Annotated in this window: 23 protein-coding genes and 1 pseudogene; 12 read left to right on the top strand and 12 right to left on the bottom strand. The window is 54.7% G+C overall.

All coding sequences use genetic code 11. From position 1 onward, the window contains the following. Nucleotides 1-52 precede the first annotated feature (52 nt). The 5 genes and pseudogenes from iaaA to gsiD all read left to right on the top strand — a co-directional run bounded on the left by iaaA (nucleotide 53) and on the right by gsiD (nucleotide 6275). Nucleotides 53-1016 (top strand): annotated as a pseudogene (gene iaaA / locus AC2FAK_RS20305) (beta-aspartyl-peptidase). Continuing rightward, the gene (gene gsiA, locus AC2FAK_RS20300) at nucleotides 1003-2874 is read left to right on the top strand and encodes a glutathione ABC transporter ATP-binding protein GsiA (protein ID WP_095455625.1); all 1872 of its coding nucleotides are present in this window, start codon (nucleotides 1003-1005) and stop codon (nucleotides 2872-2874) included. The pseudogene iaaA and the gene gsiA overlap by 14 nt, the downstream one beginning before the upstream one ends. A 23-nt stretch (nucleotides 2875-2897) precedes the next feature. Beyond that, nucleotides 2898-4436, top strand: a complete 1539-nt coding sequence (gene gsiB, locus AC2FAK_RS20295) for a glutathione ABC transporter substrate-binding protein GsiB (RefSeq protein ID WP_013097435.1) — start codon at nucleotides 2898-2900, stop codon at nucleotides 4434-4436. A 5-nt stretch (nucleotides 4437-4441) separates the two neighbouring features. After that, nucleotides 4442-5362, top strand: coding sequence for a glutathione ABC transporter permease GsiC (gsiC, locus tag AC2FAK_RS20290; RefSeq protein ID WP_020689877.1), 921 nt, complete (start codon nucleotides 4442-4444; stop codon nucleotides 5360-5362). A 1-nt stretch (nucleotide 5363) separates the two neighbouring features. Then, complete coding sequence (gene gsiD / locus AC2FAK_RS20285; protein ID WP_029882874.1) at nucleotides 5364-6275, top strand: glutathione ABC transporter permease GsiD; 912 nt, start codon at nucleotides 5364-5366, stop codon at nucleotides 6273-6275. 63 nt (nucleotides 6276-6338) lie between these two features. Here gsiD and rimO read toward each other — a convergent pair whose 3' ends face one another. Further along, the gene (rimO, locus tag AC2FAK_RS20280) at nucleotides 6339-7664 is read right to left on the bottom strand and encodes a 30S ribosomal protein S12 methylthiotransferase RimO (protein ID WP_013097432.1); all 1326 of its coding nucleotides are present in this window, start codon (nucleotides 7662-7664) and stop codon (nucleotides 6339-6341) included. Nucleotides 7665-7880: 216 nt separating this feature from the next. Here rimO and bssR point away from each other — a divergent pair, with 216 nt between their 5' ends. Both bssR and AC2FAK_RS20270 read left to right on the top strand, forming a co-directional pair. Beyond that, a complete protein-coding gene (gene bssR / locus AC2FAK_RS20275; RefSeq protein WP_013097430.1) occupies nucleotides 7881-8264 on the top strand; it encodes a biofilm formation regulator BssR in 384 nt (127 codons plus the stop codon). A 106-nt stretch (nucleotides 8265-8370) separates the two neighbouring features. After that, nucleotides 8371-9489 carry a PQQ-dependent sugar dehydrogenase gene (locus AC2FAK_RS20270; protein WP_095455624.1) on the top strand — a complete coding sequence of 373 codons (1119 nt, stop codon included), beginning with the start codon at nucleotides 8371-8373 and terminating at the stop codon, nucleotides 9487-9489. Here AC2FAK_RS20270 and AC2FAK_RS20265 read toward each other — a convergent pair whose 3' ends face one another. Further along, on the bottom strand, nucleotides 9490-10116 hold the full coding sequence (locus AC2FAK_RS20265) for a glutathione S-transferase family protein (protein ID WP_013097428.1): 627 nt from the start codon (nucleotides 10114-10116) through the stop codon (nucleotides 9490-9492). A 241-nt stretch (nucleotides 10117-10357) separates the two neighbouring features. Here AC2FAK_RS20265 and dacC point away from each other — a divergent pair, with 241 nt between their 5' ends. Then, complete coding sequence (gene dacC, locus AC2FAK_RS20260) at nucleotides 10358-11563, top strand: serine-type D-Ala-D-Ala carboxypeptidase (protein ID WP_040020720.1); 1206 nt, start codon at nucleotides 10358-10360, stop codon at nucleotides 11561-11563. A gap of 49 nt (nucleotides 11564-11612) precedes the next feature. Here dacC and deoR read toward each other — a convergent pair whose 3' ends face one another. From deoR to AC2FAK_RS20245, 3 genes are all read right to left on the bottom strand, one after another. After that, entirely contained in the window at nucleotides 11613-12371 is a 759-nt protein-coding gene (gene deoR / locus AC2FAK_RS20255) for a DNA-binding transcriptional repressor DeoR (RefSeq protein WP_095455623.1), read from the bottom strand. A 67-nt stretch (nucleotides 12372-12438) separates the two neighbouring features. After that, on the bottom strand, nucleotides 12439-13047 hold the full coding sequence (gene ybjG, locus AC2FAK_RS20250) for an undecaprenyl-diphosphate phosphatase (protein WP_020689884.1): 609 nt from the start codon (nucleotides 13045-13047) through the stop codon (nucleotides 12439-12441). A gap of 7 nt (nucleotides 13048-13054) precedes the next feature. Further along, nucleotides 13055-13783 (bottom strand): phosphatase PAP2 family protein, encoded by a 729-nt coding sequence (locus AC2FAK_RS20245; RefSeq protein WP_095455622.1) that lies wholly within the window; start codon nucleotides 13781-13783, stop codon nucleotides 13055-13057. Between the two features lie 167 nt (nucleotides 13784-13950). On the opposite strand from AC2FAK_RS20245, the gene AC2FAK_RS20240 reads away from it, so the two are divergent. After that, a complete protein-coding gene (locus tag AC2FAK_RS20240) occupies nucleotides 13951-15183 on the top strand; it encodes an MFS transporter (RefSeq protein WP_013097422.1) in 1233 nt (410 codons plus the stop codon). Nucleotides 15184-15241: 58 nt separating this feature from the next. Here AC2FAK_RS20240 and AC2FAK_RS20235 read toward each other — a convergent pair whose 3' ends face one another. Further along, complete coding sequence (locus AC2FAK_RS20235) at nucleotides 15242-16054, bottom strand: Cof-type HAD-IIB family hydrolase (protein WP_095455621.1); 813 nt, start codon at nucleotides 16052-16054, stop codon at nucleotides 15242-15244. Then, complete coding sequence (locus AC2FAK_RS20230) at nucleotides 16044-17258, bottom strand: MFS transporter (RefSeq protein WP_095455620.1); 1215 nt, start codon at nucleotides 17256-17258, stop codon at nucleotides 16044-16046. The genes AC2FAK_RS20235 and AC2FAK_RS20230 overlap by 11 nt, the downstream gene beginning before the upstream one ends. An 82-nt stretch (nucleotides 17259-17340) precedes the next feature. Between AC2FAK_RS20230 and AC2FAK_RS20225 the strand changes: the two genes are divergently transcribed. After that, on the top strand, nucleotides 17341-17892 hold the full coding sequence (locus AC2FAK_RS20225) for a TetR/AcrR family transcriptional regulator (RefSeq protein WP_095455619.1): 552 nt from the start codon (nucleotides 17341-17343) through the stop codon (nucleotides 17890-17892). Nucleotides 17893-17907: 15 nt separating this feature from the next. On the opposite strand, the gene arsC is transcribed toward AC2FAK_RS20225, so the two are convergent. The 3 genes from arsC to AC2FAK_RS20210 are packed head-to-tail and all read right to left on the bottom strand — an operon-like array spanning nucleotide 17908 to nucleotide 19997. Next, nucleotides 17908-18339: a glutaredoxin-dependent arsenate reductase gene (arsC, locus tag AC2FAK_RS20220; RefSeq protein ID WP_095455618.1), complete on the bottom strand. Its 432-nt coding sequence runs from the start codon at nucleotides 18337-18339 to the stop codon at nucleotides 17908-17910. A 12-nt stretch (nucleotides 18340-18351) separates the two neighbouring features. Then, nucleotides 18352-19641: an arsenic transporter gene (locus AC2FAK_RS20215; RefSeq protein WP_095455617.1), complete on the bottom strand. Its 1290-nt coding sequence runs from the start codon at nucleotides 19639-19641 to the stop codon at nucleotides 18352-18354. A 35-nt stretch (nucleotides 19642-19676) separates the two neighbouring features. Then, the gene (locus AC2FAK_RS20210) at nucleotides 19677-19997 is read right to left on the bottom strand and encodes a metalloregulator ArsR/SmtB family transcription factor (protein ID WP_038418999.1); all 321 of its coding nucleotides are present in this window, start codon (nucleotides 19995-19997) and stop codon (nucleotides 19677-19679) included. 254 nt (nucleotides 19998-20251) lie between these two features. Here AC2FAK_RS20210 and AC2FAK_RS20205 point away from each other — a divergent pair, with 254 nt between their 5' ends. Then, a complete protein-coding gene (locus AC2FAK_RS20205) occupies nucleotides 20252-21835 on the top strand; it encodes a DUF262 domain-containing protein (protein WP_095455616.1) in 1584 nt (527 codons plus the stop codon). A gap of 305 nt (nucleotides 21836-22140) precedes the next feature. Here the strand turns inward: AC2FAK_RS20205 and AC2FAK_RS20200 are convergent, their stop codons facing one another. Then, nucleotides 22141-22803, bottom strand: coding sequence for a GIY-YIG nuclease family protein (locus AC2FAK_RS20200; RefSeq protein ID WP_235836509.1), 663 nt, complete (start codon nucleotides 22801-22803; stop codon nucleotides 22141-22143). Between the two features lie 278 nt (nucleotides 22804-23081). Then, entirely contained in the window at nucleotides 23082-24767 is a 1686-nt protein-coding gene (locus AC2FAK_RS20195; protein WP_014169303.1) for an aspartate:alanine antiporter, read from the bottom strand. Nucleotides 24768-25037: 270 nt separating this feature from the next. On the opposite strand from AC2FAK_RS20195, the gene AC2FAK_RS20190 reads away from it, so the two are divergent. After that, nucleotides 25038-25421, top strand: coding sequence for an inner membrane protein YbjM (locus tag AC2FAK_RS20190; protein WP_013097375.1), 384 nt, complete (start codon nucleotides 25038-25040; stop codon nucleotides 25419-25421). Nucleotides 25422-25548 lie beyond the last annotated feature (127 nt).

The following is a 25548-nucleotide window of genomic DNA, read 5'->3' as shown; positions in this document are numbered from 1 at the left end:
GATAATGATATTTATAGAAAAAGCCGCCATGCAGGCTGACAGGTGAGGCGAAATGGTTAATGCGGTAATCGCAATTCATGGCGGCGCCGGGGCTATTACCCGTGCACAGCTCAGTCCTGAGCAGGAGAAGCGCTACATTGATGCGCTCTACGCCATTGTCGAAACGGGCCAGCGAATGCTGGAGGCGGGCGAAAGCGCGCTGGATGTGGTGACCGAAGCGGTACGTCTGCTGGAAGAGTGTCCGCTGTTCAATGCGGGGATAGGTTCCGTGTATACGCGTGACGAGACGCACGAGCTGGATGCCTGCGTGATGGATGGCGTCACCCTGAAAGCAGGGGCCGTGGCGGGCGTGAGCCATTTGCGCAACCCGATTCTGGCGGCGCGACTGGTGATGGAGGAGAGTCCTCATGTGCTGCTGACGGGCGTTGGGGCGGAGAACTTTGCCTTCGCACACGGGATGGAGCGGGTATCGCCGGATCTTTTTTCCACTGACGAGCGCTACCAGCAGCTACTGGCAGCCCGTACGGCGGGTATGACCCAGCTGGACCACTCCTCACCGCTCAATGAAACCACCAAAATGGGCACGGTTGGCGCGGTGGCGCTGGATAAGGCCGGTAATCTGGCGGCGGCCACCTCAACCGGCGGCATGACCAACAAGCTACCGGGCCGGGTTGGCGACAGTCCGCTGCCGGGCGCCGGGTGCTATGCCAATAACGCCACGGCGGCGGTCTCCTGCACCGGAACCGGCGAAGTGTTTATTCGCGCGCTCGCCGCATACGACATTACCGCCCTGATGGATTACGGCGGGCTCAGCCTGAGTGAAGCCTGCGAGCGTGTGGTAATGGAAAAGTTGCCCGCGCTGGGCGGTGAGGGTGGACTCATTGCGGTGGACCGTGAGGGTAACGTGGCCCTGCCGTTCAACAGCGAAGGGATGTACCGCGCCTGGGGCTATGCCGGTGATGAACCCAGCACCGGGATCTATCGTGAATAAGGGGGCAACGCGTGCCGCACAGTGAAGAGCTGGATAACCGCGAAGTGCTGGCTGTCCATCAGCTGAATATTGCGTTTCAGGAGGAGCGGCAGTTCATCCCCGCAGTAGAGAATTTATCGTTCTCACTCAACCGCGGCGAAACGCTGGCGATTGTGGGTGAGTCCGGCTCCGGGAAATCGGTCACCGCGCTGGCGCTGATGCGCCTGCTGGAACAGACGGGCGGGCAAATCAGCAGCGAGAAGATGCTTCTGCGCCGTCGCAATCGTCAGGTCATTGATTTAAACGAGCTGAGCGCAGCACAGATGCAGGGCGTGCGCGGGGCGGATATCGCGATGATCTTCCAGGAGCCGATGACCTCGCTGAACCCGGTCTTCCCGGTTGGAGAGCAAATTGCCGAATCCATCCGCCTGCATCAGGGGCTGAGCGGCGATGAAGCCCTTCTGGAAGCCAAACGGATGCTGGAGCTGGTACGTATCCCGGAGTCGCAGTCCATACTCGGCCGCTATCCGCATCAGCTCTCTGGCGGGATGCGTCAGCGGGTGATGATTGCCATGGCGCTCTCGTGCCGTCCGGCGGTATTGATTGCGGACGAGCCGACGACAGCGCTGGATGTCACCATTCAGGCGCAGATCCTGCAGCTTATCAAAGTGCTGCAGCAGGAGATGGAGATGGGGGTGATGTTTATCACCCACGATATGGGCGTGGTCGCGGATATTGCCGATCGCGTGCTGGTGATGCACCAGGGCAGGGCGGTAGAAACCGGCACGGTAGAGCAGATTTTCCATGCGCCCGCCCACCCTTACACCAAAGCGCTGCTGGCGGCGGTTCCGCGTCTGGGAGCGATGAACGGCAGCGATCTTCCGCGCCGTTTCCCGCTGATTTCCCTTGAGGCGGCGGGCCGCCAGGAAGAGGAAACCGAGCAGGACACCGTGGTCCCCGGCAAGCCCATTCTTGAGGTGCGGGATCTGGTGACCCGTTTTCCTCTGCGCAGCGGCATTTTCAACCGCGTAAAGCGTGAAGTGCACGCGGTTGAAAACGTCAGTTTTGATTTGTGGCCAGGCGAAACGCTGGCGCTGGTGGGGGAGTCGGGCTGCGGCAAATCCACCACCGGACGCGCGTTACTTCGGCTGGTGGCGTCGCAGGAAGGGAGCATTACCTTTAACGGCGAACGTATCGACACCCTTCCTGACAGTAAGCTTCAGGCGGTAAGGCGGAATATCCAGTTTATTTTTCAGGATCCGTATGCGTCTCTGGACCCGCGCCATACGGTGGGGTATTCGATTATGGAGCCGCTGCGGGTGCATAATCTGCTCGACGGCGAAGCCGCACAGCGTCGGGTGGCGTGGCTGCTGGAACGCGTGGGGCTGAAGCCGGAACATGCCTGGCGTTACCCGCATGAGTTTTCCGGCGGTCAGCGGCAGCGAATTTGTATTGCCCGCGCGCTGGCCCTGAACCCAAAAGTGGTGATCGCAGACGAATCTGTCTCGGCGCTGGATGTCTCTATCCGCGCGCAAATCATCAATTTATTGCTCGACTTACAGCGGGATCTGGGGATTGCCTTTCTCTTTATTTCCCACGACATGGCGGTGGTGGAGCGCATCAGTCATCGCGTGGCGGTGATGTATCTGGGGCAAATCGTCGAGATTGGTCCGCGGCGGGCGGTGTTTGAGAACCCGCAGCACCCGTACACGCGTAAGCTGATGTCTGCAGTACCGGTTGCCGATCCCGAACACCGTCACGGGCAGCGCGTGCTGCTGCAGGATGAGATGCCGAGCAATATTCGTAAACGGGGTGAGGTCATGGAGCGGGTCACGCTTCGTGAAGTGGGCCCCGGACATTTTGTTGCCCCTCCGCGTCAGGACAATGCATTTTCGCGGTTATAACGTACAACAGGCAGGAGAACACAATGGTTAAATTTGTTGCTCGTACATGGCTGTTAGCCGCGAGCGTGACGGCAGCCCTGGCCGCCTCTCCCGCGTTCGCTGCCAAAGATGTGGTGGTTGCCGTCGGCTCCAATTTCACCACCCTTGATCCCTATGACGCCAACGATACGCTGTCGCAGGCGGTCGCCAAATCGTTCTACCAGGGGCTGTTTGGCCTGGACAGAGAGATGAAGCTGAAAAATGTGCTGGCAGAGGGGTACACCGTCTCGGATGATGGGCTGGTCTATACCATTAAGCTCAGAACCGGCGTGAAGTTCCAGGATGGCACCGATTTCAACGCGGAGGCGGTGAAGGTTAACCTCGACCGCGCCAGCAACCCGGAAAACAGCCTCAAGCGCTATAACCTCTATAAAAATATTGCCAGCACCGAGGCCGTCGATCCGACAACGGTAAAAATTACCCTGAAAGAGCCGTTCTCGGCCTTTATTAATATTCTGGCGCATCCGGCGACGGCGATGATCTCGCCTGCGGCGCTGAAAAAATACGGGAAAGAGATTGGGTTCCATCCGGTCGGTACCGGCCCGTATGAGCTGGTGACCTGGAACCAGACGGACTTTGTAAAGGTGAAGAAATTCGCCGGCTACTGGCAGCAGGGGCTGCCGAAGCTCGACACCATCACCTGGCGTCCGGTGGTGGATAACAACACCCGCGCGGCGATGCTGCAAACCGGCGAAGCGCAGTTTGCCTTCCCGATCCCGTACGAGCAGGCGGCGATCCTGCAGAAGAACAGCAAGCTGGAGCTGGTGGCCAGTCCGTCCATTATGCAGCGTTACATCAGCATGAACGTGACGCAAAAGCCGTTTGATAATCCCAAAGTGCGCGAGGCCATTAATTACGCGATTAACCGTCAGGCGCTGGTGAAAGTGGCCTTCGCGGGCTTCGCCACCCCGGCCACCGGCGTGCTGCCACCGGCTATTGCCTATGCGCAAAGCTATCAGCCGTGGCCATACGATCCGGCGAAAGCCCGTGAACTGTTAAAAGAGGCGGGCTTCCCGAACGGCTTTAGCACCACGCTGTGGTCATCCCATAATCACAGTACCGCGCAGAAGGTGCTGCAGTTTACCCAGCAGCAGCTGGCGCAGGTCGGTATTAAGGTGCAGGTCACCGCGATGGATGCCGGACAACGTGCGGCAGAAGTGGAAGGGAAAGGGCAGAAAGAGAGCGGCGTGCGGATGTTCTACACCGGCTGGTCGGCCTCTACCGGTGAGGCAGACTGGGCGCTGTCGCCGCTGTTCGCCTCGCAGAACTGGCCGCCGACCCTGTTCAACACGGCGTTCTACAGCAACCCACAGGTGGATAAAGATCTTGCCGATGCGCTGAAAACCACCAAACCGGATGAGAAAGCGCGCCTCTACAAAGACGCACAGGATATCATCTGGAAAGAGTCGCCGTGGGTACCGCTGGTGGTGGAAAAACTGGTTTCGGCGCATAACAAAGCGTTGACCGGGTTTTACATCATGCCGGATACGGGCTTTAGCTTTGACGATGCGGATTTAAAATAACACTCATGCTCAATTATGTTTGTAAACGCCTGCTGGGGCTTATCCCGACGCTGCTGATTGTGGCGGTACTGGTGTTTTTGTTTGTCCATCTGCTGCCGGGCGATCCGGCGCGTCTGGTGGCCGGGCCAGAGGCGGATGCCACCGTCATTGAACTGGTGCGCAAACAGCTTGGTCTCGACCAGCCTCTGTACATGCAGTTTCTCCATTATATTTGCAACGTGCTGCAGGGCGATTTTGGTATCTCGATGGTGTCGCGTCGCCCGGTATCGGAAGAGATTGCCAGCCGCTTTATGCCTACGTTCTGGTTAACGATTGCCAGCATGTGCTGGGCGGTGGTGTTTGGGCTTGGCGCCGGGATTGTCGCTGCCGTCTGGCGCAACCGCTGGCCGGACAAGCTCGGCATGGCGCTGGCGGTGACCGGGATCTCTTTCCCGGCCTTTGCGCTGGGGATGCTCCTGATGCAGATTTTCTCCGTGGAGCTGGGCTGGTTGCCCACCGTCGGGGCCGATACCTGGAAGCACTACATCCTGCCGTCCATGACGCTGGGCGCGGCCGTCTCCGCGGTGATGGCGCGCTTCACCCGCGCGTCGTTCGTTGACGTGTTGAGTGAAGATTATATCCGTACCGCACGGGCGAAAGGGGTGAGCGAGAAGTGGGTCATCCTCAAGCACGGTTTTCGCAACGCGATGATCCCGGTAGTGACCATGATGGGGCTGCAGTTCGGCTTCCTGCTGGGGGGCTCTATCGTGGTGGAAAAGGTCTTCAACTGGCCGGGGCTGGGGCGCCTGCTGGTGGATTCGGTCGAGATGCGCGACTATCCGGTCATTCAGGCGGAAGTTCTGCTCTTCTCGCTGGAATTTATTCTTATCAATTTAGTGGTGGATGTGCTGTACGCCGCCATTAATCCGGCCATCAGGTATAAGTAAGATGCGATTGTTGAACTGGCGTCGTCAGGCCATTGTAAACGCTATGCCGGGGCTGAAGCCGGACCATATCCGCACCCCATGGTTTGAATTCTGGCGGCGCTTTCGTCGCCAGCCTGTTGCCATGACGGCGGGGCTGTTTGTACTGCTGCTGATTGTGGTGGCCGCCATTGCGCCGTGGGTGGCACCGTATGATGCGGAAAACTACTTTGATTACGACCGCCTGAATGACGGACCGTCGATGATGCACTGGTTCGGCGTGGACTCTCTGGGACGCGATATTTTTAGCCGCGTGCTGATGGGCGCGCAGATATCGCTCGCCGCCGGGGTGTTTGCGGTGCTTATCGGTGCGGTCATCGGGACCGTTCTGGGCCTGGTGGCAGGGTATTACGAGGGCTGGTGGGACCGGATCATTATGCGCATTTGCGACGTGCTGTTTGCCTTCCCCGGCATTTTGCTGGCAATTGCGGTTGTCGCCATTATGGGCAGCGGCATGGCAAACGTCATCATCGCCGTCGCGGTCTTTTCGATCCCGGCGTTTGCCCGTCTGGTGCGCGGCAATACGCTGGTACTGAAGCAGCAGACCTTTATTGAATCCGCCCGCAGTATGGGGGCCAGTGACGCCAACATCCTGTTCAGCCATATTCTGCCGGGTACGGTGTCGTCGATTGTGGTCTATTTTACGATGCGTATTGGCGTGTCGATAATTTCCGCCGCCAGCCTGTCGTTTCTGGGATTAGGGGCCCAGCCACCGACGCCGGAGTGGGGCGCGATGCTCAACGAGGCGAGGGCAGATATGGTGATTGCGCCACACGTGGCGATATTCCCGAGTCTGGCGATTTTCCTGACCGTGCTGGCGTTCAACCTGCTGGGGGATGGGCTGCGCGATGCGCTGGATCCGAGGATTAAGGGGTAGGGCAGTGGAATGTGCCGGGTGGCGGCTACGCCTAACCCGGCCTGAAAATGAGGTGCAGCGAGATTAAACCCGGCTACCCCACAGATCGTACTCGTCGGCGTTTTCCACTTTCACGCGAATGATGTCACCCGGCTTGACGTTGGTTTCCCCGTTCAGGTACACCGCGCCGTCGATTTCAGGGGCATCCGCCATGCTGCGGCCAATCGCGCCTTCTTCGTCAACTTCGTCGATGATGACCATAATTTCGCGGCCCACTTTCTCCTGCAAACGTTCAGCAGAGATCTGCTGTTGCAGCTGCATGAAGCGGTTCCAGCGCTCTTCTTTTACCTCTTCCGGCACCTGATCCGCCAGTTCGTTAGCGGTTGCGCCTTCAACCGGGCTGTACTTGAAGCAGCCTACGCGGTCCAGACGGGCCTCTTTCAGGAAGTCGAGCAGCATCTGGAAGTCTTCTTCGGTTTCACCCGGGAAGCCAACGATGAAGGTCGAACGCAGGGTCAGGTCCGGGCAGATTTCACGCCACTGCTTGATGCGCGCCAGCTGGCGGTCAACGGAGCCTGGGCGTTTCATCAGCTTCAGGATACGCGGGCTGGCGTGCTGCAGCGGGATATCCAGGTACGGCAGGATTTTGCCTTCGGCCATCAGCGGGATGACGTCGTCAACGTGCGGATAAGGGTAAACGTAGTGCAGACGCGTCCAGATGCCCAGTTTAGCGAGCTGTTCGCACAGGCCGACCATGCTGGTTTTCACCGGCTCGCCGTTGTGGAAACCGGAACGGTGCTTCACATCCACGCCGTAGGCGGAGGTATCCTGGGAGATCACCAGCAGCTCCTTCACGCCCGCATCGGCCAGACGTTTGGCTTCTGCCAGCACTTCGCCAATCGGGCGGCTCACCAGATCACCACGCATGGACGGGATAATGCAGAAGGTGCAGCGATGGTTGCAGCCTTCGGAAATTTTCAGGTAAGCGTAGTGACGCGGCGTCAGCTTCACCCCCTGTTCCGGCACCAGGCTCAGGAACGGGTTGTGCTTAGGCTTGGGTACGTAGTGATGAACATGTTCCAGCACCTGCTCGTAGCTGTGTGGACCGGTGATCTCCAGCACCTTCGGGTGCACTTCACGGATCTGGTCCTCTTTTGCGCCCAGGCAGCCGGTCACAATCACTTTGCCGTTTTCCGTCAGGGCTTCACCAATGGCTTCCAGGGATTCCTGAACCGCGCTGTCGATAAACCCGCAGGTGTTCACAATCACCATGTCGGCGTTGTCGTAGCTTGGCACCACGTCGTAGCCCTCGGTACGAAGTTCGGTCAGGATGCGTTCAGAATCCACCAGGTTTTTCGGGCAGCCCAGGGAGACAAAGCCGATTTTCGGCGGGTGCGTAACATTGCTCATAGGTTAAAAATTCATCAATTATGGAGTTATCAGGGCGGGATTTTACAGCGTATCGCGGGGGATTTATACACTCTTTGCAGTGCAGATGATGTCCGCGCAAGTTGTAACATTGTAAATAATGTTAATCAGTTAAGAATAATTGATCTCAGGCATTAAACTGTACAAAAAATAACCTTATTCTGACTGTGCACAGGGGCTGACAGAGGAGGAATGAGCATGTCCGTTGACAGACTGAAACGCGATCTGCTGAACAAGCTGATCAACGCCCGAATTGACCTTGCCGCATATCTGCAGCTGAGGAAGGCGAAAGGGTATATGTCAGTCAGCGAAAGCGAACATCTGCGTGATAATTTCTTTGAACTTTGCAATTTCATGCGTGAAAAAGCACCCATCCTGAAAGCGGAATACGCAGAAAGCGAATGTATTGCGCTGCGCCGCGCCGCCGAGGTGCTCTCCATTGCCGGGGTTTGTCTGATGAACGGACGCCATGACTGCCCGACTTTTATCGCTGTAAACGCGGAGAAGCTTGAAAACTGCCTGACAACGCTCTCTCTATGCATCATGTGTCTGAACGAGCACGCGAAGCTTGAACAGCACTGATTCCGGGGGAGGCAACTCCCCCTTCTGATTAAGCTTTTGTAAAAGTGATAACGCGCCCGGACGTAGTGGCTAATCTTTATGCCATATGCCGATAAAGGAGCGCGTTATGCACCGATCCTCGCTGATTTTCCTGCCTGCGTTGTTATTTCCGTTTTCGCTCCTTGCTGCGCCTGATGCGGTCAAGGTTGAGGTATTGCAGAACAAACTCGAACACCCCTGGTCGCTGGCGTTCCTGCCGGATAACAAAGGGCTGCTCGTGACGTTGAAGGGCGGCCAGTTGAAACACTGGCAGGCCGGAAAAGGGCTGTCAGACCCGATAACAGGGGTGCCCAAAGTCTGGGCCAACGGACAGGGAGGACTGCTGGACGTGGTGCTGGCGCCGGATTTTGCCACCTCGCGCCGCGTCTGGCTGAGCTACGCCGAGGCAGGCGCTGACGGCAAAGCCGGAACGGCGGTGGGTTATGGGCGCTTAAGCGACGATCTTTCCCGCCTTGAGGCGTTCCAGATGGTGTTCCGTCAGATGCCGAAACTCTCCACCGGTAACCACTTTGGCGGAAGGCTGGTGTTTGATGGCAAAGGCTATCTGTTTATTGCGCTGGGCGAAAACAACCAGCGCCTGACGGCGCAGGATCTGGATAAACTCCAGGGGAAAGTGGTACGCCTGACGGAGGATGGCAAAGTCCCGCCGGATAACCCCTTTGTGAACACCGCCGGTGCGCGGCCGGAAATCTGGTCTTATGGCATTCGTAACCCGCAAGGGATGGCGATGAACCCGTGGAGCGACACGCTGTGGCTTAATGAACACGGCCCGCGTGGCGGGGATGAGATTAACATCCCGGAGAAAGGGAAAAACTATGGCTGGCCGCTGGCGACCCACGGTATCAACTACAGCGGATTAAAAATTCCTGAGGCGAAAGGTGAACACGTTGAAGGAACCGAAAAACCGCTGTTTGTCTGGAAAGTCTCGCCCGCTGTGAGCGGAATGGCGTTTTATAACAGTGACGTATTCCCGCAGTGGAAAAACAAGCTGTTTATCGGGGCGCTGAAAGAGAAGGATGTGATCGTGCTGAGTGTGAACGGCAACACGGTGACCGAGGACGGACGGATCCTGGGCGACCGGAAACAGCGCATCCGCGATGTGCGCGTCGGTCCGGACGGCTATCTGTATGTTCTGACCGATGAAACGGACGGGCAGTTGCTGAAAGTCAGCCCGTCCGGGAGGTGATCAGCTTACCGGAATCATCACCACGTTACGGTAGGCCGGGCGTTCGCTCAGCTGTTTAAGCCAGCGCGCCAGGTGAGGGCGCGGCGTCCACGTCAGACCGAGGTTGGTCAGGTTCCAGACAAATGGCGCAACGGCAATGTCGCCCACGCCGAAGTCGGCACCCGAGAACCAGGCGTGTTTCGCCAGCTCATCGTCCATCATCGCAAACAGATTTTCACAGGCGTCCTGCGCCGCATGAATGGCGGGATAGTCGCGCTCGGCTTCGGGGGTTCTGACCAGCCCCATCAGGATCACGCGGTGCGTGGGGGAGAGCGTCTGGTTGGCCCAGTCCATCCATTTTTCCCCCTGCGCGCGGCGGGCCGGATTTTCTACCCACAGACGGCCTTGTCCATACTGGGCGGCCAGGTAGCGGACAATGGTGTTGGATTCCCACAGCGTAGCGTCCGTCTCATCATCGCGCAGCAGCGGCACCAGGCCGTTCGGGTTCATCGCCAGGTAGTCGGCGTCTTTATTAACCCCATACTGCAAACCCGCCATTATCTGGTTAAACGGTAAATCCAGCTCCTCCAGCGTCCAGAGCACTTTTTTGACGTTGGTCGAATTATTCCTTCCCCACAGCGTAATCATAATTACTCCCGATAAGATGTGAATCCGAGTCAGCTTTTCGCCATGGTGAGATAAACCTAACAATTACGCAACAGAAGAGAAAAAAATCGCCTTAATCAAAGCGTATCTGAATGTTATTGCATAAACTTTAATAACTTTACCCTCGTTGGGTTTCATTAACCGTTTTAGTGCGCTATTACTCATCGCTTCTTGCGACACGGTGATGTGACGTAATTTTTGAATGGACACTCGGGTGGCATTTATGACGCGAAAAATGACTTCTCTGCGCAGCCTGGCGGCAGGCTCCGCGCTCCTTTTCCTGTTTGTACCAACTCTCTATGCGGCTGAGCAGGCTGCGCCCGAAGCGCCGCCGGTAGATGCGCGTGCCTGGATCCTGATGGATTACTCCAGCGGTAAAGTGCTGGCGGAAGGTAATGCGGATGAGAAACTCGACCCGGCCAGCCTGACCAAAATCATGACCAGCTACGTGGTTGGCCAGGCGTTGAAGGCGGGTAAGATCAAGCTCGACGATATGGTCACCATCGGGAAGGACGCCTGGGCGACCGGCAATCCGGCGCTGCGCGGGTCATCGGTAATGTTCCTGAAACCTGGCGATCAGGTTTCCGTTTCCGATCTGAATAAAGGGGTGATTATCCAGTCCGGCAACGATGCCTGTATCGCCCTGGCAGATTATGTTGCGGGAAGCCAGGACTCGTTTATTGGCCTGATGAACGGCTATGCGCAAAAGCTGGGTCTGACCAATACCACCTTTAAAACCGTCCACGGTCTGGATGCGCCGGGCCAGTTCAGTACCGCGCGCGATATGGCGCTGCTCGGCAAGGCGCTCATCCACGATGTGCCGGACGAATATGCCATCCACAAAGAGAAAGAGTTTACCTTTAATAAAATCCGCCAGCCGAACCGCAACCGTCTGCTGTGGAGCAGCAACGTCAACGTTGACGGGATGAAAACCGGCACCACGGCCGGGGCGGGTTATAACCTGGTGGCCTCCGCGACCCAGGGTGACATGCGTCTGATCTCGGTGGTGTTGGGCACCAAAACCGACCGTATTCGTTTTAACGAGTCAGAAAAACTGCTGACCTGGGGCTTCCGCTTCTTTGAAACCGTGACGCCGATTAAACCGGATGCCACGTTCGTCAGCCAGCGCGTCTGGTTTGGTGACAAGAGTGAGGTGAACCTGGGGGCTGGTGAAGCCGGGTCGGTGACCATTCCACGTGGTCAGCTGAAAAACCTGAAAGCGAGCTATACCCTCACCGATCCGCAGCTCACCGCGCCGCTGAAAAAAGGCCAGGTGGTCGGGACGATTGATTTCCAGTTAAACGGTAAGTCGATTGAACAGCGTCCGCTGATTGTGATGGAAGCGGTCGAAGAGGGCGGCTTCTTCAGCCGGATGTGGGACTTCGTGATGATGAAATTCCATAGCTGGTTTGGCAGTTGGTTTAGTTAAGTCTTCCAGCTTTTCACCCTCTCCCTGTGGGAGAGGGTCTGATGCCCTCTCAATACATCAACTTCACCTGCTGCGCCTTCGCGTAGGTCACGTATTCTTCATCCGGGCGGCAATCGCTGACGATGGCATTGAACTGTGCCAGCTCGCCCATCCGTGCCGGACGCACCTTGCCGAACTTGCTGTGATCCACCACCAGCACATGGTACTGCGCGGCGCTTAATGCCCAGTGTTTTACCGGCAGCTCTTCCAGGTTAAAACAGGTTGCCCCCTGACGGGGACTCACGCCCGCCGCGGAGTAAAACGCGATATCCGGGCACAAATTGCTGAGCGTGTCCTGAAGATTGAGCGGTTTAAAAATGGCGTTGCTGGCATGGAACTCACCGCCGCAGAGGATCACCCGGCACTCGGGTTTCTCCTGAAGGGCCAGGAAGGTGTTCAGCGAGTAGCACACGGCGGTAAAGGGGGTGCTGCTGTCGATGGCTTCGATTATCCACGGCGTGGTAGTGCCGCAGTCAAAAAACAGCGTCTGGTGCGGTTGTACCAGAGAGGCCGCCAGACGGGCGGCTTTGCGTTTCTCTTCAACCAGGCGCGTCTTTTGATCGCTGATCAGATAATGACTGGCGCTACGTGGCTCCAGCACAATATAGCCGCCCAGCAGCACGACGGGCGCGCTCTCGCTGTTCAGGTCACGGCGAATGGTCATCTCTGAAACGCCGAGGAGGGTAGCGGCTTCCTTAAGATGAAGCTTATCACTGCGCTTCAGCGCCTGTATCAACTGAGCTATGCGGTCATCGCGGCGTGTTTCCATAGATCCTCAGGATGAAAAAGTGAGCCCCCGCAGGGCGGGGGCTCAAGTGTAACCTGTCATACCGGGGTTAGTCACGTATCCAGCCTTTGCGGATCGGGATAGCGAAAAGGGTGCGATAGAGAGACGAGAGTCCGCGATACAGCGCCAGCCCGAAGAGGTTCCACAGGATCGCCGCGCTGACGCAGCCGATCAGCCCCACCAGGAAGCCGCCTACCATATCCAGCGGCCAGTGTACGCCCAGATACACGCGAGACCAGGCAATGGCGACCGCAATGGCCATCAGCAGCGCACCTGACCACAGGCGATGCCAGAACAGGAAGGCCAGCGCAAAAGCAAAGATCACCGTACCATGATCGCTTGGGAACGAGTCATCCGGCGCGTGGTGCAGGAAGGTATAGCCGACGTGTTCGACAAAAGGACGATCGTGCGGGAAGGCGAGACCCAGAACATAGCTGACCAGCACGCTGACCCCCAGCGTCATCGCCACCTTGATCACCAGCTGACGCTGCGCGTTGACCTGGCTGCGCGGTCCCCACAGCCAGAGGATGGCCGCCAGCACAGGCACAATACTGATCAGATCTTTTGCCAGGAAAGTGGCCAGATCGATCATCCACTCAGGCGAGGCCGGTGTGGCGTTGATCAGATAAAACAGCTGGTAATTCAGATTCTCTAACATAGCGTTTTTACTCTTTAGCAAACCAGGCAGAAACGAGGCCGTAGACCGCTACCTGGGAAAACCAGACCCACCACCCAGCCCACAGGTTGTGAGAGAAAAAATGCGCCCCGCGCATGACCTGGCCAAAGCCCATCGCCAGACCTAACACCACGCCGAAGGCCACAAAGCTCCAGGCGAGACGCGGACTCTCGCGCCAGAAGGCAAAGAACAGACCCATCACCATAAAGCCGCTGGACGCATGGCCGCCGGGGAAGCAGCGGCCAGGACCGCTGTCTGCCGGAGCGGAACTGAACAGCGGGTAAGAGACGGCCTTACCGCCATACTCCACCAGATCCCACGGGCAGCTGTGATGGCTCAGGCTTTTCAACACGCCAACCACCAGCGTGCCAAGCCCCATCAGCAGTGCGGCAGTGACCAGTCTCGCATTGCGCTTCCAGGCACCGTAAAACAGCGCCCCAACCGCCATGGCAATGGCGATGTACTTCGCCAGCCGGTGGTTCAGCAGATCCAGCAGCGGGTTTTTCTGCAGCGGGAAACGGTGTGTTGCCGCGTCATACCAAAAGCCAGTGATCCATTTATCAAGCGTTTCGCCACGAGAAAGCCAGGTAAACACCACGGCAAGGGCGATCAGCACTAAAAGCTGATAACCATAAAAGCGCACAGGCAAGCGGTAAAGTTGTTTTGTCTTATTTGTCTGTAACTTAGACAATTCTGAACGAGGGGATATGCGGGTCATAGAGTTGGTTGGCAGCGTGAAATATGGCTATCATATTGGTGTCAACTTAAGGAAACCTTAAACAACGACGATAAATGCTTTATTTCTGTTTCTTCTGGATAATTTGCTATCTCAGACAGCGGCAATTCATTACACTCATCGCGATTTTTTCATCATAAAGAGATTGCATGTTAAACCGTTCTTCTTCGGGTACGCGTCTGGGTCGTCAGGCGTTACTTTTCCCTCTGTGTCTGGTGCTTTACGAGTTCTCTACCTATATCGGCAACGATATGATTCAGCCCGGTATGCTGGCCGTGGTGGCGCAATACAACGCAGGTATTGAATGGGTGCCGACCTCTATGACCGCCTATCTGGCTGGCGGCATGTTTTTACAGTGGCTGTTAGGGCCGCTGTCGGATCGTATTGGCCGCCGTCCGGTGATGCTGACGGGCGTGGTGTGGTTTATCGTGACCTGTCTCGCCACGCTGCTGGCGCAAAACATTGAACAGTTCACCCTGCTGCGTTTCCTGCAGGGGGTAAGCCTGTGCTTTATCGGTGCCGTGGGGTATGCCGCCATTCAGGAGTCCTTTGAGGAGGCGGTGTGTATCAAAATCACCGCGCTGATGGCGAACGTGGCGCTGATTGCTCCGTTGCTGGGGCCGCTGGTGGGCGCCGCGTGGGTGCATGTGGCACCGTGGGAAGGCATGTTTGTGCTCTTCGCCGTGCTGGCCGCCATCGCGTTCTTCGGCCTGCACCGCGCAATGCCGGAAACGGCCACCCGACTGGGTGAGACGCTGTCGCTGAAAGAGCTGGGACGGGATTATAAAGCAGTGCTGAAAAACGGCCGCTTTGTGGCAGGCGCGCTGGCGACGGGCTTTGTTAGTCTGCCGCTGCTGGCGTGGATCGCCCAGTCACCGGTCATTATCATCAGCGGTGAACAGCTCAGCAGCTACGAGTACGGGCTGCTGCAGGTGCCGATTTTTGGCGCACTGATTATCGGTAACCTTGTGCTGGCGCGTCTGACATCACGACGCACGGTGCGCTCGCTCATCATCATGGGCGGCTGGCCGATTGCGGCGGGCCTTACCGTGGCCGCGGTGGCGACGGTGGTATCATCTCATGCCTATCTGTGGATGACGGCGGGGTTGAGTATTTATGCCTTCGGTATTGGCGTGGCGAATGCCGGGCTGGTGCGTCTGACGCTGTTTGCCAGCGAGATGAGTAAAGGCACCGTTTCGGCGGCGATGGGGATGCTGCAGATGCTGATTTTTACCGTCGGGATCGAGGTGAGCAAGCACGCTTATGCGCTCGGCGGCAATGGTCTGTTCAGCCTGTTTAACCTCGCCAACGGCGTGCTGTGGGTTATCCTGATGGTGATGTTCCTGAAAGACAAACGCGTCGGGAACGCCCTGCAGCCATAATTCTTATTCCCTCTCCCGGTGGGAGAGGGGCAGGGTGAGGGCACCAGAGCGCACGGAATCAATTAAACGGTGCTTCTCTGTTGAGCACCTTATCAATCACATCCAGTACGCCTTCCTCGTTATTATGCGGCGCTTCAAACCGCGCCGCTGCTTTAATATGCGGTCTGGCATTCGCCATCGCAAAGCTGAAGCCTGACTGGCGCAGCATCTCCACATCGTTCCCGCTGTCACCGAAAGCCACCACCTCGCTGTCGTCAATGCCCCAGCGCTGTTGCAGGATCCGCAGGCCGTTGGCTTTATGCACGCCGGGGATAATCAGATCGATACTTCCATGGCCGGTCGTGACGGGCACCATAATGTCGTTGAGTTTTTCGTGCAGCATGGCCTGTATGCGCGGGATTTCATCATCAGAAACGTTGAGTCCGAACTTGAAGAAAATATCGTTCAGGTTGTCGAAATCACTTACCATTTCGAGGCGATGATAGTACTTCGCGGCGATAGCTTTGAACTCATCGTCATAGGCTTTGAGCGTATAGGCGCTGCTTTTGCCGCAGGCGATAATCTCAATGCCGGGAACGTTGTTTAGCACGGTAGCAACGGTGTCAAAGTGCGTTTTCGACAGTTCACCGTTAAAAACATCTTCTCCGGCGCTGACCACCCAGCCGCCGTTTTCGGCGACAAACGTAATCTCATGCGCAATCTCCGGGAAGAAGGATATCAGCTGGTAATACTGGTTACCGCTGGCCACCACAAAGCGAATACCTTGCTCCTTCATACGCGCATACTGCGCCAGAAAACGTTCGCGATTGTAGGTTTTCGCGTCGCTCAGGAAGGTGCCATCCATGTCGACTGCAATCAGTTTAACGCTCATATCCCTTCTCCAGTGTCGTTTGTTCTTTTTCCGGCTTCGCCACGGCGCGCGCCACCAGCGCCGCAATCATGACCAACCCTAACACCACCAGCATGGCGCTGCGCAGCCCGTAGTGCTCACCCAGGAAGCCCAGCAGCGGCGGCCCGACCAGGAAGGCCAGATAGCCTGTGGTTGCCACCACGCTGACGCGCGTCGGGGCGTCCGGGCCGGTATCGCTGGCGGCGGATATGGTCAACGGGAAGCCAAGTGAGGCACCCAGGCCCCAGAGGATCACCGATACGCCGGCAATCCAGTCCACATCCACGAAGATGATCATCGCAATGCCCAGCCCGCCGAGCAGGGCGCTGGCGCGCACCACCGCCACGCGGCTGTAGCGGTCAATAAACCAGCCGCCGGTAAAGCGTCCGACGGTCATCCCCAGCGTAAACCCGGCGTAAATCAGCGAGCCAGAGGTCGGGCTAAAGCCGTGGCCGTCCACCATCAGCAGCGGCAGCCAGTCGTTGGCGGAGCCTTCGGCAAACGCCATCGCCAGCACCACCACGCCGATCAGCATCAGCTGGAAATCACGGTAGAACGGCAGCCCTTTTTCCACCGTTTTATGTTCATCAGAGGTGTTTTTGCCCGTGCCGTCCGGAATGGCGCGGATGCCGGTCAGCACCGGCACAACAGAGATCAGCGCGGCCAGCAGGATATGCAGATTCGCGCTCACGCCGGAGGCCGTCAGCGCCATGCCCACGCCCGCACCGGCCAGCGTGCCAAGGCTGTAAAAGCCATGCATCATTGGCAGCACGGTTTTATTCATCTCGCGCTCGACCGCAGCCCCTTCAACGTTAATGGCCACTTCCGCCGCGCCAAAACTGCCGCCAAAGATCAACAGACCCAGGGCAAACATGACCGGCGAGGCATACCACAGCGCCACGCTGAGCACCAGCATCCCCAGTATTGCGCAGCACATGGTGGTGCGGATCACCGCCCGGGTACCAAAGCGCTTCACCAGCCACGCCGAGCAGAGAATACCGCTCATTGAGCCTATCGACAGGCCAAACAGCACAATGCCCATCTCCGCGGTGGAGACCGACAAAATGTCGCGGATTGCCGGGGTACGCGTGGCCCAGGACGCCATCAGCAGACCCGGAATAAAGAAGAACATGAAAAGCGCCCACATGCGCAACCGCAGGGCCTTACGGGATGAGGTCAGAGTCATTGAGATAAGCACCAGAAGCACAACAATAGCGACAACACTAGCAAGTTTGTGTACATTTGTACACAAATCAGATGAGGCATGTATGAGCAGACCACCAAACGACCCGCATCGCCGGGAGAAGATCCTGCAGGCGACGCTGGACACCATTGCTGAGCACGGTATCCATGCCGTCACGCACCGTAAAATCGCCAGCTGTGCCGGGGTTCCGCTGGGGTCGATGACCTACTATTTTGACGGCATGGAGTCGCTGCTGGAAGAGGCTTTCACGTGGTTTGCCCGGCAGATGTCGCAGCAGTACCGTGATTTCTTCGCGGGGGTAACCAGCCCGGAGATGGCGTGTGAATCCATCACCACGCTGATCCACAGCTCGCAGGTGACGACGCCGCACAACATGGCGCTGATGTACCAGCTCTACACTTTTATGCACCGCAGCGCAGCGCTGAAAACAGTGATGCAGGACTGGATGCAGATGAGCCAGACAACGCTTGAGCAGTGGTTTGACCCAGTCACCACCCGCGCGCTGGACGCCTTTATCGAAGGAATGACGCTGCACTTTGTCACCGACAGAGCGCCGCTAACGCGCGAGGAGATCCGGGCGATGGTGGGAAGGATTGCAGGCGAGGGGGACCGCTAGCCTGCAGGCCCGCCTCTATTTCTGAGTGATTTTTTTCCCGCTGGCATCCACCACGGCTTCACCGTCCTCTTTCGTAAAAGCCCCTTTCTGCACATCTGGCAGAATATCGAGGACCACTTCAGACGGGCGGCACAGACGGGTGCCCAGCGGCGTCACCACAATCGGACGGTTAATCAGGATCGGGTGTTGCAGCATAAAACCGATAAGCTGGTCGTCAGTGAATGTCTCTTCTGCCAGGCCCAGTTGCTCATAGGGCTCCACGTTTGTACGCAGCAGCGCCCGCACCGAAATGCCCATCTCGGCAATCAGTTTGATCAGTTCATCGCGTGACGGCGGATTTTCCAGATACAGAATGATCTCTGGCTCGGTGCCGCTGTTGCGGATCATCTCCAGCGTGTTGCGCGAGGTGCCGCAGGCGGGGTTGTGGTAAATGGTGATGTTGGTCATATCAGTGGCTCATTACAGTGTGAAGGAGAGACGTAACGCCAGCGCGGCGAGCGTCACAAACAGAACCGGCAGCGTCATGATGATGCCCGTCCGGAAATAGTAGCCCCAGGTAATGGTCATGTTTTTTTGCGCCAGCACGTGGAGCCAGAGCAGGGTGGCGAGACTACCGATAGGCGTGATTTTTGGCCCCAGATCGCAGCCAATCACGTTGGCGTAAATCATCGCTTCTTTAATCAATCCTGTTGCCGTGCTGCCATCAATAGAGAGCGCGCCAATCAGCACCGTGGGCATATTGTTCATTATGGATGACAGGAAGGCGGTGATGAACCCGGTTCCCAGAGTAGTCACCCATAAACCGTGGGTGGACAGCGCATTCAGCACGCCTGAAAGGTATTCGGTTAACCCGGCGTTACGCAAACCGTAGACCACCAGATACATCCCCAGTGAGAAGATGACGATCTGCCACGGTGCGCCGCGCAGCACTTTTCCGGTATTAATCGCGTGTCCGCGTTTTGCAACGGCGAATAAAATCAGCGCGCCAGCTGTTGCAATGGCGCTGACCGGAATGCCGAGAGGCTCAAGCACAAAGAAGCCGACGAGAAGAAGCAGCAGCACTATCCAGCCTGTTCTGAAGGTCGGGAGATCGTGAATGGCCCGGGCGGGCTCCTGGAGTTTCGCAAGATCATATTCCGGTGGAATTTCCTTGCGAAAGAACAGATGCAGCATCACCAGCGTGGCAGCAATCGCGGCGATATCAACCGGGATCATCACCGAGGCGTATTCGCTGAACCCCAGCCTAAAGAAGTCTGCCGACACAATGTTGACCAGGTTCGAGACAATCAGCGGCAGGCTGGCGGTATCGGCGATAAAACCTGCCGCCATCACAAACGCCAGCGTGGCCTGCTTGCTGAACCCCAGCGCAAGCAGCATGGCAATGACGATAGGTGTCAGGATCAACGCTGCACCGTCATTGGCAAACAGCGCCGCAACGGCCGCACCCAGCAGCACGATATAAGTAAAGAGCAAACGCCCCCGACCGTTTCCCCAGCGGGCGACATGCAGCGCTGCCCACTCGAAAAAGCCGGACTCATCCAGCAGCAGGCTGATGATGATAACGGCGATAAACGTCGCCGTGGCATTCCAGACGATATTCCACACCACCGGAATATCGTTAAGGTGGATCACGCCGCTGGCCAGCGCCAGCACGGCGCCAATCGTCGCGCTCCAGCCGATACTGAGCCCTTTGGGCTGCCTGATGACCAGTACCAGCGTCAACAGAAAAATTGCCCCTGCCAGAAACATCGTTTACTCCGTTATATCTGTTTTTATGAATGTGTTTAACATGACCCAGGAAGGCTATTCTTTAACCTGGCACGCGTTTCATCCCGCAGGCAATTCCAGCTGTTATCGATGACGGTAGCTGCCCACGCAGGCATGTTCGGAGACAAACGGTAATAGACCCACTTCCCCTCACGACGGTCGATAACCAGCCCGGATTCGCGAAGTAAGGCCATATGGCGCGAGACTTTCGGCTGTGACTCCGTGGTTGCGGAACAGAGATCGCAGACGCATAGCTCACCAGCTTCACGCAGAAGCATGACGATGGAGAGCCGCGTTTCGTCGGAGAGGGTTTTGAAAAGCTGGAGCGGGTGGAGCATGGTTGAACCCTGCGGGTAGTTGATACATATTTGTTTAATCATATATGTTTGAGGCGGAGGTGGGAAGAGGGGGGATGATGGAGCAGAGAATTTCAGGCAATCAATTCGCATTGATGCAAAGGTATGCATGAACAAAATCCATAAATGATTAGATATAGCAGAAAGTTAAGTGATCTGAACCGTTGATAACATACTCAATTTACTGCATAGTTGATACACTGATGGGACAATTCTTATTGACAAGGTTGGTTTAGATGGCTACGCATGTTGGCGATTCAAGTAAAAAGAAAATCGATTCTGGGAACGAAAGACTTGCATCATTGTTGGACGACGTCAAAAGAGGGCAAATAAAAATACCAGCCTTTCAAAGACAATATGTATGGACAGACGAACAAATACTTGGGCTCATAGATTCAATATATTGTGGTTACCCTGTTGGTTCATTGTTACTTTGGTCAACAAAGACTCCTTTGAAATTCGAAAGAAATGTTGGAGGTTTTGATTTGCCAGAGATCAAAGAAGACTACCCTGTTAATTACATTTTAGATGGGCAACAACGGCTGACAACTTTGTTTGGTGTTTTTAATTCTGATAAAAAAACAAATAATGAAGAATTAGCAATGCGATTTAATATTCATTACTCACCTTCAGAAGACAAATTTTACCATTATTATACGAAACCTCACGATTTAAAAACAATTGCATTAAATTCTATTTTAGAAACAACAAAGCTGATAGGACAACTTCATCAATTCAATGAGTGGGAAGTTGCGCGCATAACTAATCTTGTAGATAAATTCAAAGATTATGATTTCCCAGTGGTGACGATTAAAGAGCGAACAGACCAAGAAGTTTGTCGAATCTTCCAAAGAATTAATTCATCGGGAACTAGTTTAAGTACTATAGAACTACTAACGGCATGGACTTGGACAGAGACATTTGATCTGAGAACTGAAATTAATAATTTAAATGATTTTCTTTCAGCAAAAGGTTTTCAAGTGGATGAAACTCTTTTAATGAGATGCTTGACTTCTATTGTAAACAAAGAAATTGATTCGGAAACACTCATAAATGTTGAGCCGTCATCATTATCCAAAGCAGTAGAATCTTTAGAAAAAGGTATAAAAAAAGCAGTCGATTTTCTTGAGAAAGATTTAAAAATACAGAACTCCGTATTTTTACCTTTCCCTATTATGCTAGTACCACTCGTCTACTTCTTTTCTAAAGTTGAACGGCCTACAGGTTATCAATATACGTCAATTAAAAGATGGTTTTGGTGTTGTGCTTTTTCCCAACGTTACAAAGCAGGTACAAATGCTTTTGTAATGGAAGACATTAAATTGATGGATACTGCTCTTTTACAGTCTAATGCTGCAATATTATTTCCTATGAAGGTTGAGACTGGATTCTTTAGGAAAGCATGGAGGATCAATTCTTCAGCAGCTAAAGCAACAATTTGTCTTCTTGCGCAATTAAACCCTCGAAGCTTTATTACTGGGAAAGTCGTTGATCTAGGTTCTGCACTCGCAGCTTATAACGCAAGACAGTTCCATCATATATATCCAAAAGCTTTTTTAAATAAAAAAGGGATCGGTTTCCACGAGTCTAATATTATTGCTAATATAGCTTTCCTGACGGCTCAAGACAACAATCAAATATCTGATTCAGAGCCCTCATTGTATTTCTCTAACATTCATGAGGCGGAAAGAGATAAGATATTTGACTCGGCTTTGATTTCTTCTGGACTTAGAGATGGTAAGGCTGATTATAAGGACTTTATAGCCCAGAGAGAGCAGGATTTAATAAAGTATGCTCATGTTTTGATGAGTGGTAAATAAAAATATTACTCGTCAATATTATGAAAAAAGATAGCCAGGATGTCTGGTTATCTTTTTTTGTTTATCTATCTCTTGATTTTATTAGCATTTATTAATTGCGAAAATACACATTGGATTCTAAAAACTTACGAAAATTAGCAATTAATCACTATCATTGCTATTCTCTGAGATGGCACGTAACGTATTTTTTTAAGCACTAACGAGTTGGTACTCTTTTTGAGACACACCATTTCAACAAAAAGTATAAATGGAACATTATACTTGCTTATTACTACCTCACAGCTAATTGTCGTGCCGTCTGTTCATCACGTAATTAAACGTCTTTTGAATCCTTTCTCATCAGCAATCTCCATCAATCTTGCCTCGGTAGCAGCCAGCCTCCGCATTTCCGAAAGCGTAATTTTAAATTCATGAGCATTCCCCTGAATATTTAATGGAAGGGGAATAGATGCGATCAGTTTATCCTCAAGCTCCCAGGGCGCTTCGACAGGTATCCAGTGAACCCTGGCATTCTTTTCCATCCAGACATCAAGCCACTGCTCGCCAGTATGAGTAAATGTCATTCTGGATCCAGATCCCACACGGCGCAGCGGAAAGCCACTAGAACTACTCAATAACACACCCAGCGTGCGCCTGAGCGTTGAGCCAGCAGCATTGCCGCTATAGTGCGTTTTGATACGTTTCTTTAAGTTCGAACGGCTGTTAGGTTTCCCTCGCTGGTCGGGTGAGATGCCCACATACAGCAGTGTGTAGCCGTCAGAGGTAACGCACCCCTCTGTCGGTACACCTGGAGGAATTTCCTTAAACCACCAGAAGTAGATGCCATTTACTGGCGGAACTGGTGATGGTTTGCTCATCACTTCCGTTCTACTGTAGATTTTCTCGGGATAAAAATCGAACATGCGGCTTTCCTTGCTGATCTGTTTAGTGATTTTATTCTTTTGCTGGCAGGGGGCGATGATTTTCATGAGGAAGGGACAAAAAAATTAAATGGGATGCTGATTTTGAACAGACGGATTTTTCGAAATCTTCGGATATCTGAAAATGTGATTGTAAGTGGTTGTTTTTCCGAGCCAGAGAATTTCAGGCAACAAAAAACCCATCAACCTTGAACCAAAACGGCGGGGTTGATGGGCTCCACAAATTGGGGACATCAAAGAAAAGCAGTGGCACTAGTTATGACTGCCCCCTGATAAAAAAGTTCTGCGCATAACGAAAATTTTTTCGTTACGCGCAAAGTTAAGAGTTATCCGAGTCCAGGCCAGATGATGATGATGAGCGTACCCGCCAGCGTAAGCAGTACGTTAGCGATAGCGTAGGTGCCCGCATAACCCAGCGCCGGGATGTTGCTGCGGGCGGTATCGCTGATGATTTCCATGGCTGGCGCACAGGTACGCGCACCCATCATGGCTCCGAAGAGCAGGGCGCGGTTCATGCGCAGCACGTAGGCGCCGAACAGGAAACAGATCACCACCGGCACCAGGCTGACGATAAGTCCGGAAACTAACATTTGCCAGCCGACGGCGCCCAGGCTGTGGCCAATGCCGCTACCGGCACTTAAGCCGACACCCGCCATAAAGACCATCAGACCGAACTCTTTCACCATGTTCAGCGCGCCCTGCGGAATGTAGCCGAAGGTTGGGTGGTTCGCTCGCAGGAAGCCCAGCATGATCCCGGCAAACAGCAGCCCGGCGGCGTTACCGATGCCAAAGCTAAAGTTGCTGAACTGGAAAGTGATCATCCCAATCATCAGGCCAACAATAAAGAAGGCGCAGAAAGCCAGCAGGTCGGTGACCTGGCTGTGAATGGAGATAAAGCCGATGCGGTCGGCGACGGTTTTCACGCGGCGTGCGTCGCCGCTGACCTGCAACACGTCACCTTTATTCAGGACGACATTATCGTCGATAGGCATCTCAATCTGGCTGCGGATCACGCGGTTCAGGAAGCAACCGTGGTCGGTCAGTTTCAGCTGCGCCAGACGACGGCCGACGGCGTTGTGGTTTTTAACTACAATCTCTTCGGTGACAATACGCATGTCGAGCAGGTCGCGGTCGAATACCTCTTTACCGTTACGGAAGCTTGGGTCCAGCCGCGCGTGGGCATCCGGGTAACCCACCAGCGCGATGTCGTCGCCCATCTGCAGTACCGCGTCGCCGTCCGGGTTCGCCAGGATGCCGTTACGGCGGATACGTTCGATATAGCAACCCGTCTGGCGGTAAATCCCCAGCTCGCGCAGATTTTTACCGTCCGCCCAGGCGACCAGCTCTGGCCCGACGCGATAAGCGCGGATCACCGGAAGATAAACTTTTCGTTTGGAGTCCGTGTCCAGACCACGCTCGCGGGCGATTTGCTGGGCGCTGGTCTGCAGATCCTGATGCTGCAGTTTCGGCAGATAGCGTGCGCCTACAATCAGGCTCACCAGACCAATCAGATAGGTCAGGGCATAGCCCAGGCTCAGGTGATCGAGTGCGGTAGAAAGCTGTGCCCCGGCCATACCGGAATGGCGCAGGGTATCGCCTGCACCCACCAGAACCGGCGTCGAGGTCATGGAGCCTGCCAGCATACCGGCCGTTAACCCGATATCCCAGCCAAACAGTTTACCCAGCCCTAACGCGATCAGCAGCGCACTGCCGACCATCACCAGCGCCAGCATCAGATAATTTTTGCCGTCGCGGAAGAAAATGGAAAAAAAGTTAGGACCCGCTTCCACACCAACACAAAAAATAAACAGCATAAAACCTAAGTTAAGCGCGTCTGTGTTAATGCTGAAATGCTGCTGACCTAATAATAAGGAGACGACTAAAACGCCAATGGAATTACCAAGTTGTACTGAACCCAGGCGCAATTTACCCAGGCAAAGGCCCAGCGCCAGTACCACAAATAATAACAGGATGTAATTCCCATTTAACAAGTCTGCGACGTTTATATTCACGGAGGCTAACTTCTTGTTTACCAGTAAGTTGTTGAATGAAAGGACATTTTGGGCTACTGTTTTCAGTGCCAGGGAATACTTCTACACTCCCTGCGGCCAAAAAAATTCCCTAAGACAATAGCAGCTGGATAGTTTAATCGCATTAGCTACCAACGGCTACTCATTATCGCATAACCGTATGCGGGTTTTGGCAAGGATTGCCGCATAACTTTATCCGATCGGGTGTCCACGCGACGAAACTTTATTTGATAGAGAAGTCAGGAGGATAATTTGAACATTAAAGGAAAATGGGCAGGGGCGATAAGCTGTTTCTTACTGTTCACCGTTGTCTGTATGTCGTTAGCGTTTAATGTTAAGGGGGCATTCAGAGCCTCCGGGCATCCGGAACTGGGACTGCTCTTTTTCATTCTGCCTGGCGTGGCCGCGAGTTTTCTCTCGCGCGAAGGCGAGGTTGTTAAGCCGCTGTTAGGGGCAATGCTGGCGGCACCGCTGTGCCTGGTGTTGATGCGGTTGCTTTTTGTGTCCACACGAAGCCTCTGGCAGGAGCTGGCCTGGCTGCTGAGCGGCGTATTCTGGTGCGCGCTCGGTGCGCTGTTTTTCCTGTTTCTTCGCACTCTGATACGGCATCAACGGTTACATAATAAAAAAGAATGAGAACGCCGTTGCCGCAGATATTGTCGTCAAATACGGTACTGTGTACGGATTGCCCGGTATTCCAGTCCATACCTACCTTTTCCAGTCGTGACTGACAGCATCCCGCGTAGTGCGCCCAATGCCCTTA

This window comes from Enterobacter cloacae complex sp. 394F7, assembly GCF_057320385.1.
Note: the sequence above shows the minus strand (reverse complement) of the source record. Positions and strands in the feature narration are given on the sequence as shown.

Bases quoted from the DNA above. Each gene is read 5' to 3' on its own strand.
- AC2FAK_RS20215 (WP_095455617.1), bottom strand. From the start codon at position 19,641: ATGTTTCTGGCAGGGGCAATTTTTCTGTTGACGCTGGTACTGGTCATC.
- AC2FAK_RS20270 (WP_095455624.1), top strand. From the start codon at position 8,371: ATGCACCGATCCTCGCTGATTTTCCTGCCTGCGTTGTTATTTCCGTTT.
- AC2FAK_RS20210 (WP_038418999.1), bottom strand. From the start codon at position 19,997: ATGCTCCACCCGCTCCAGCTTTTCAAAACCCTCTCCGACGAAACGCGG.
- gsiB (WP_013097435.1), top strand. From the start codon at position 2,898: ATGGTTAAATTTGTTGCTCGTACATGGCTGTTAGCCGCGAGCGTGACG.
- AC2FAK_RS20240 (WP_013097422.1), top strand. From the start codon at position 13,951: ATGTTAAACCGTTCTTCTTCGGGTACGCGTCTGGGTCGTCAGGCGTTA.
- AC2FAK_RS20230 (WP_095455620.1), bottom strand. From the start codon at position 17,258: ATGACTCTGACCTCATCCCGTAAGGCCCTGCGGTTGCGCATGTGGGCG.
- dacC (WP_040020720.1), top strand. From the start codon at position 10,358: ATGACGCGAAAAATGACTTCTCTGCGCAGCCTGGCGGCAGGCTCCGCG.
- gsiC (WP_020689877.1), top strand. From the start codon at position 4,442: ATGCTCAATTATGTTTGTAAACGCCTGCTGGGGCTTATCCCGACGCTG.
- ybjG (WP_020689884.1), bottom strand. From the start codon at position 13,047: ATGTTAGAGAATCTGAATTACCAGCTGTTTTATCTGATCAACGCCACA.
- gsiD (WP_029882874.1), top strand. From the start codon at position 5,364: ATGCGATTGTTGAACTGGCGTCGTCAGGCCATTGTAAACGCTATGCCG.
- AC2FAK_RS20225 (WP_095455619.1), top strand. From the start codon at position 17,341: ATGAGCAGACCACCAAACGACCCGCATCGCCGGGAGAAGATCCTGCAG.
- AC2FAK_RS20245 (WP_095455622.1), bottom strand. From the start codon at position 13,783: ATGACCCGCATATCCCCTCGTTCAGAATTGTCTAAGTTACAGACAAAT.
- AC2FAK_RS20200 (WP_235836509.1), bottom strand. From the start codon at position 22,803: ATGAAAATCATCGCCCCCTGCCAGCAAAAGAATAAAATCACTAAACAG.
- AC2FAK_RS20235 (WP_095455621.1), bottom strand. From the start codon at position 16,054: ATGAGCGTTAAACTGATTGCAGTCGACATGGATGGCACCTTCCTGAGC.
- AC2FAK_RS20205 (WP_095455616.1), top strand. From the start codon at position 20,252: ATGGCTACGCATGTTGGCGATTCAAGTAAAAAGAAAATCGATTCTGGG.
- deoR (WP_095455623.1), bottom strand. From the start codon at position 12,371: ATGGAAACACGCCGCGATGACCGCATAGCTCAGTTGATACAGGCGCTG.
- AC2FAK_RS20265 (WP_013097428.1), bottom strand. From the start codon at position 10,116: ATGATTACGCTGTGGGGAAGGAATAATTCGACCAACGTCAAAAAAGTG.
- arsC (WP_095455618.1), bottom strand. From the start codon at position 18,339: ATGACCAACATCACCATTTACCACAACCCCGCCTGCGGCACCTCGCGC.
- rimO (WP_013097432.1), bottom strand. From the start codon at position 7,664: ATGAGCAATGTTACGCACCCGCCGAAAATCGGCTTTGTCTCCCTGGGC.
- bssR (WP_013097430.1), top strand. From the start codon at position 7,881: ATGTCCGTTGACAGACTGAAACGCGATCTGCTGAACAAGCTGATCAAC.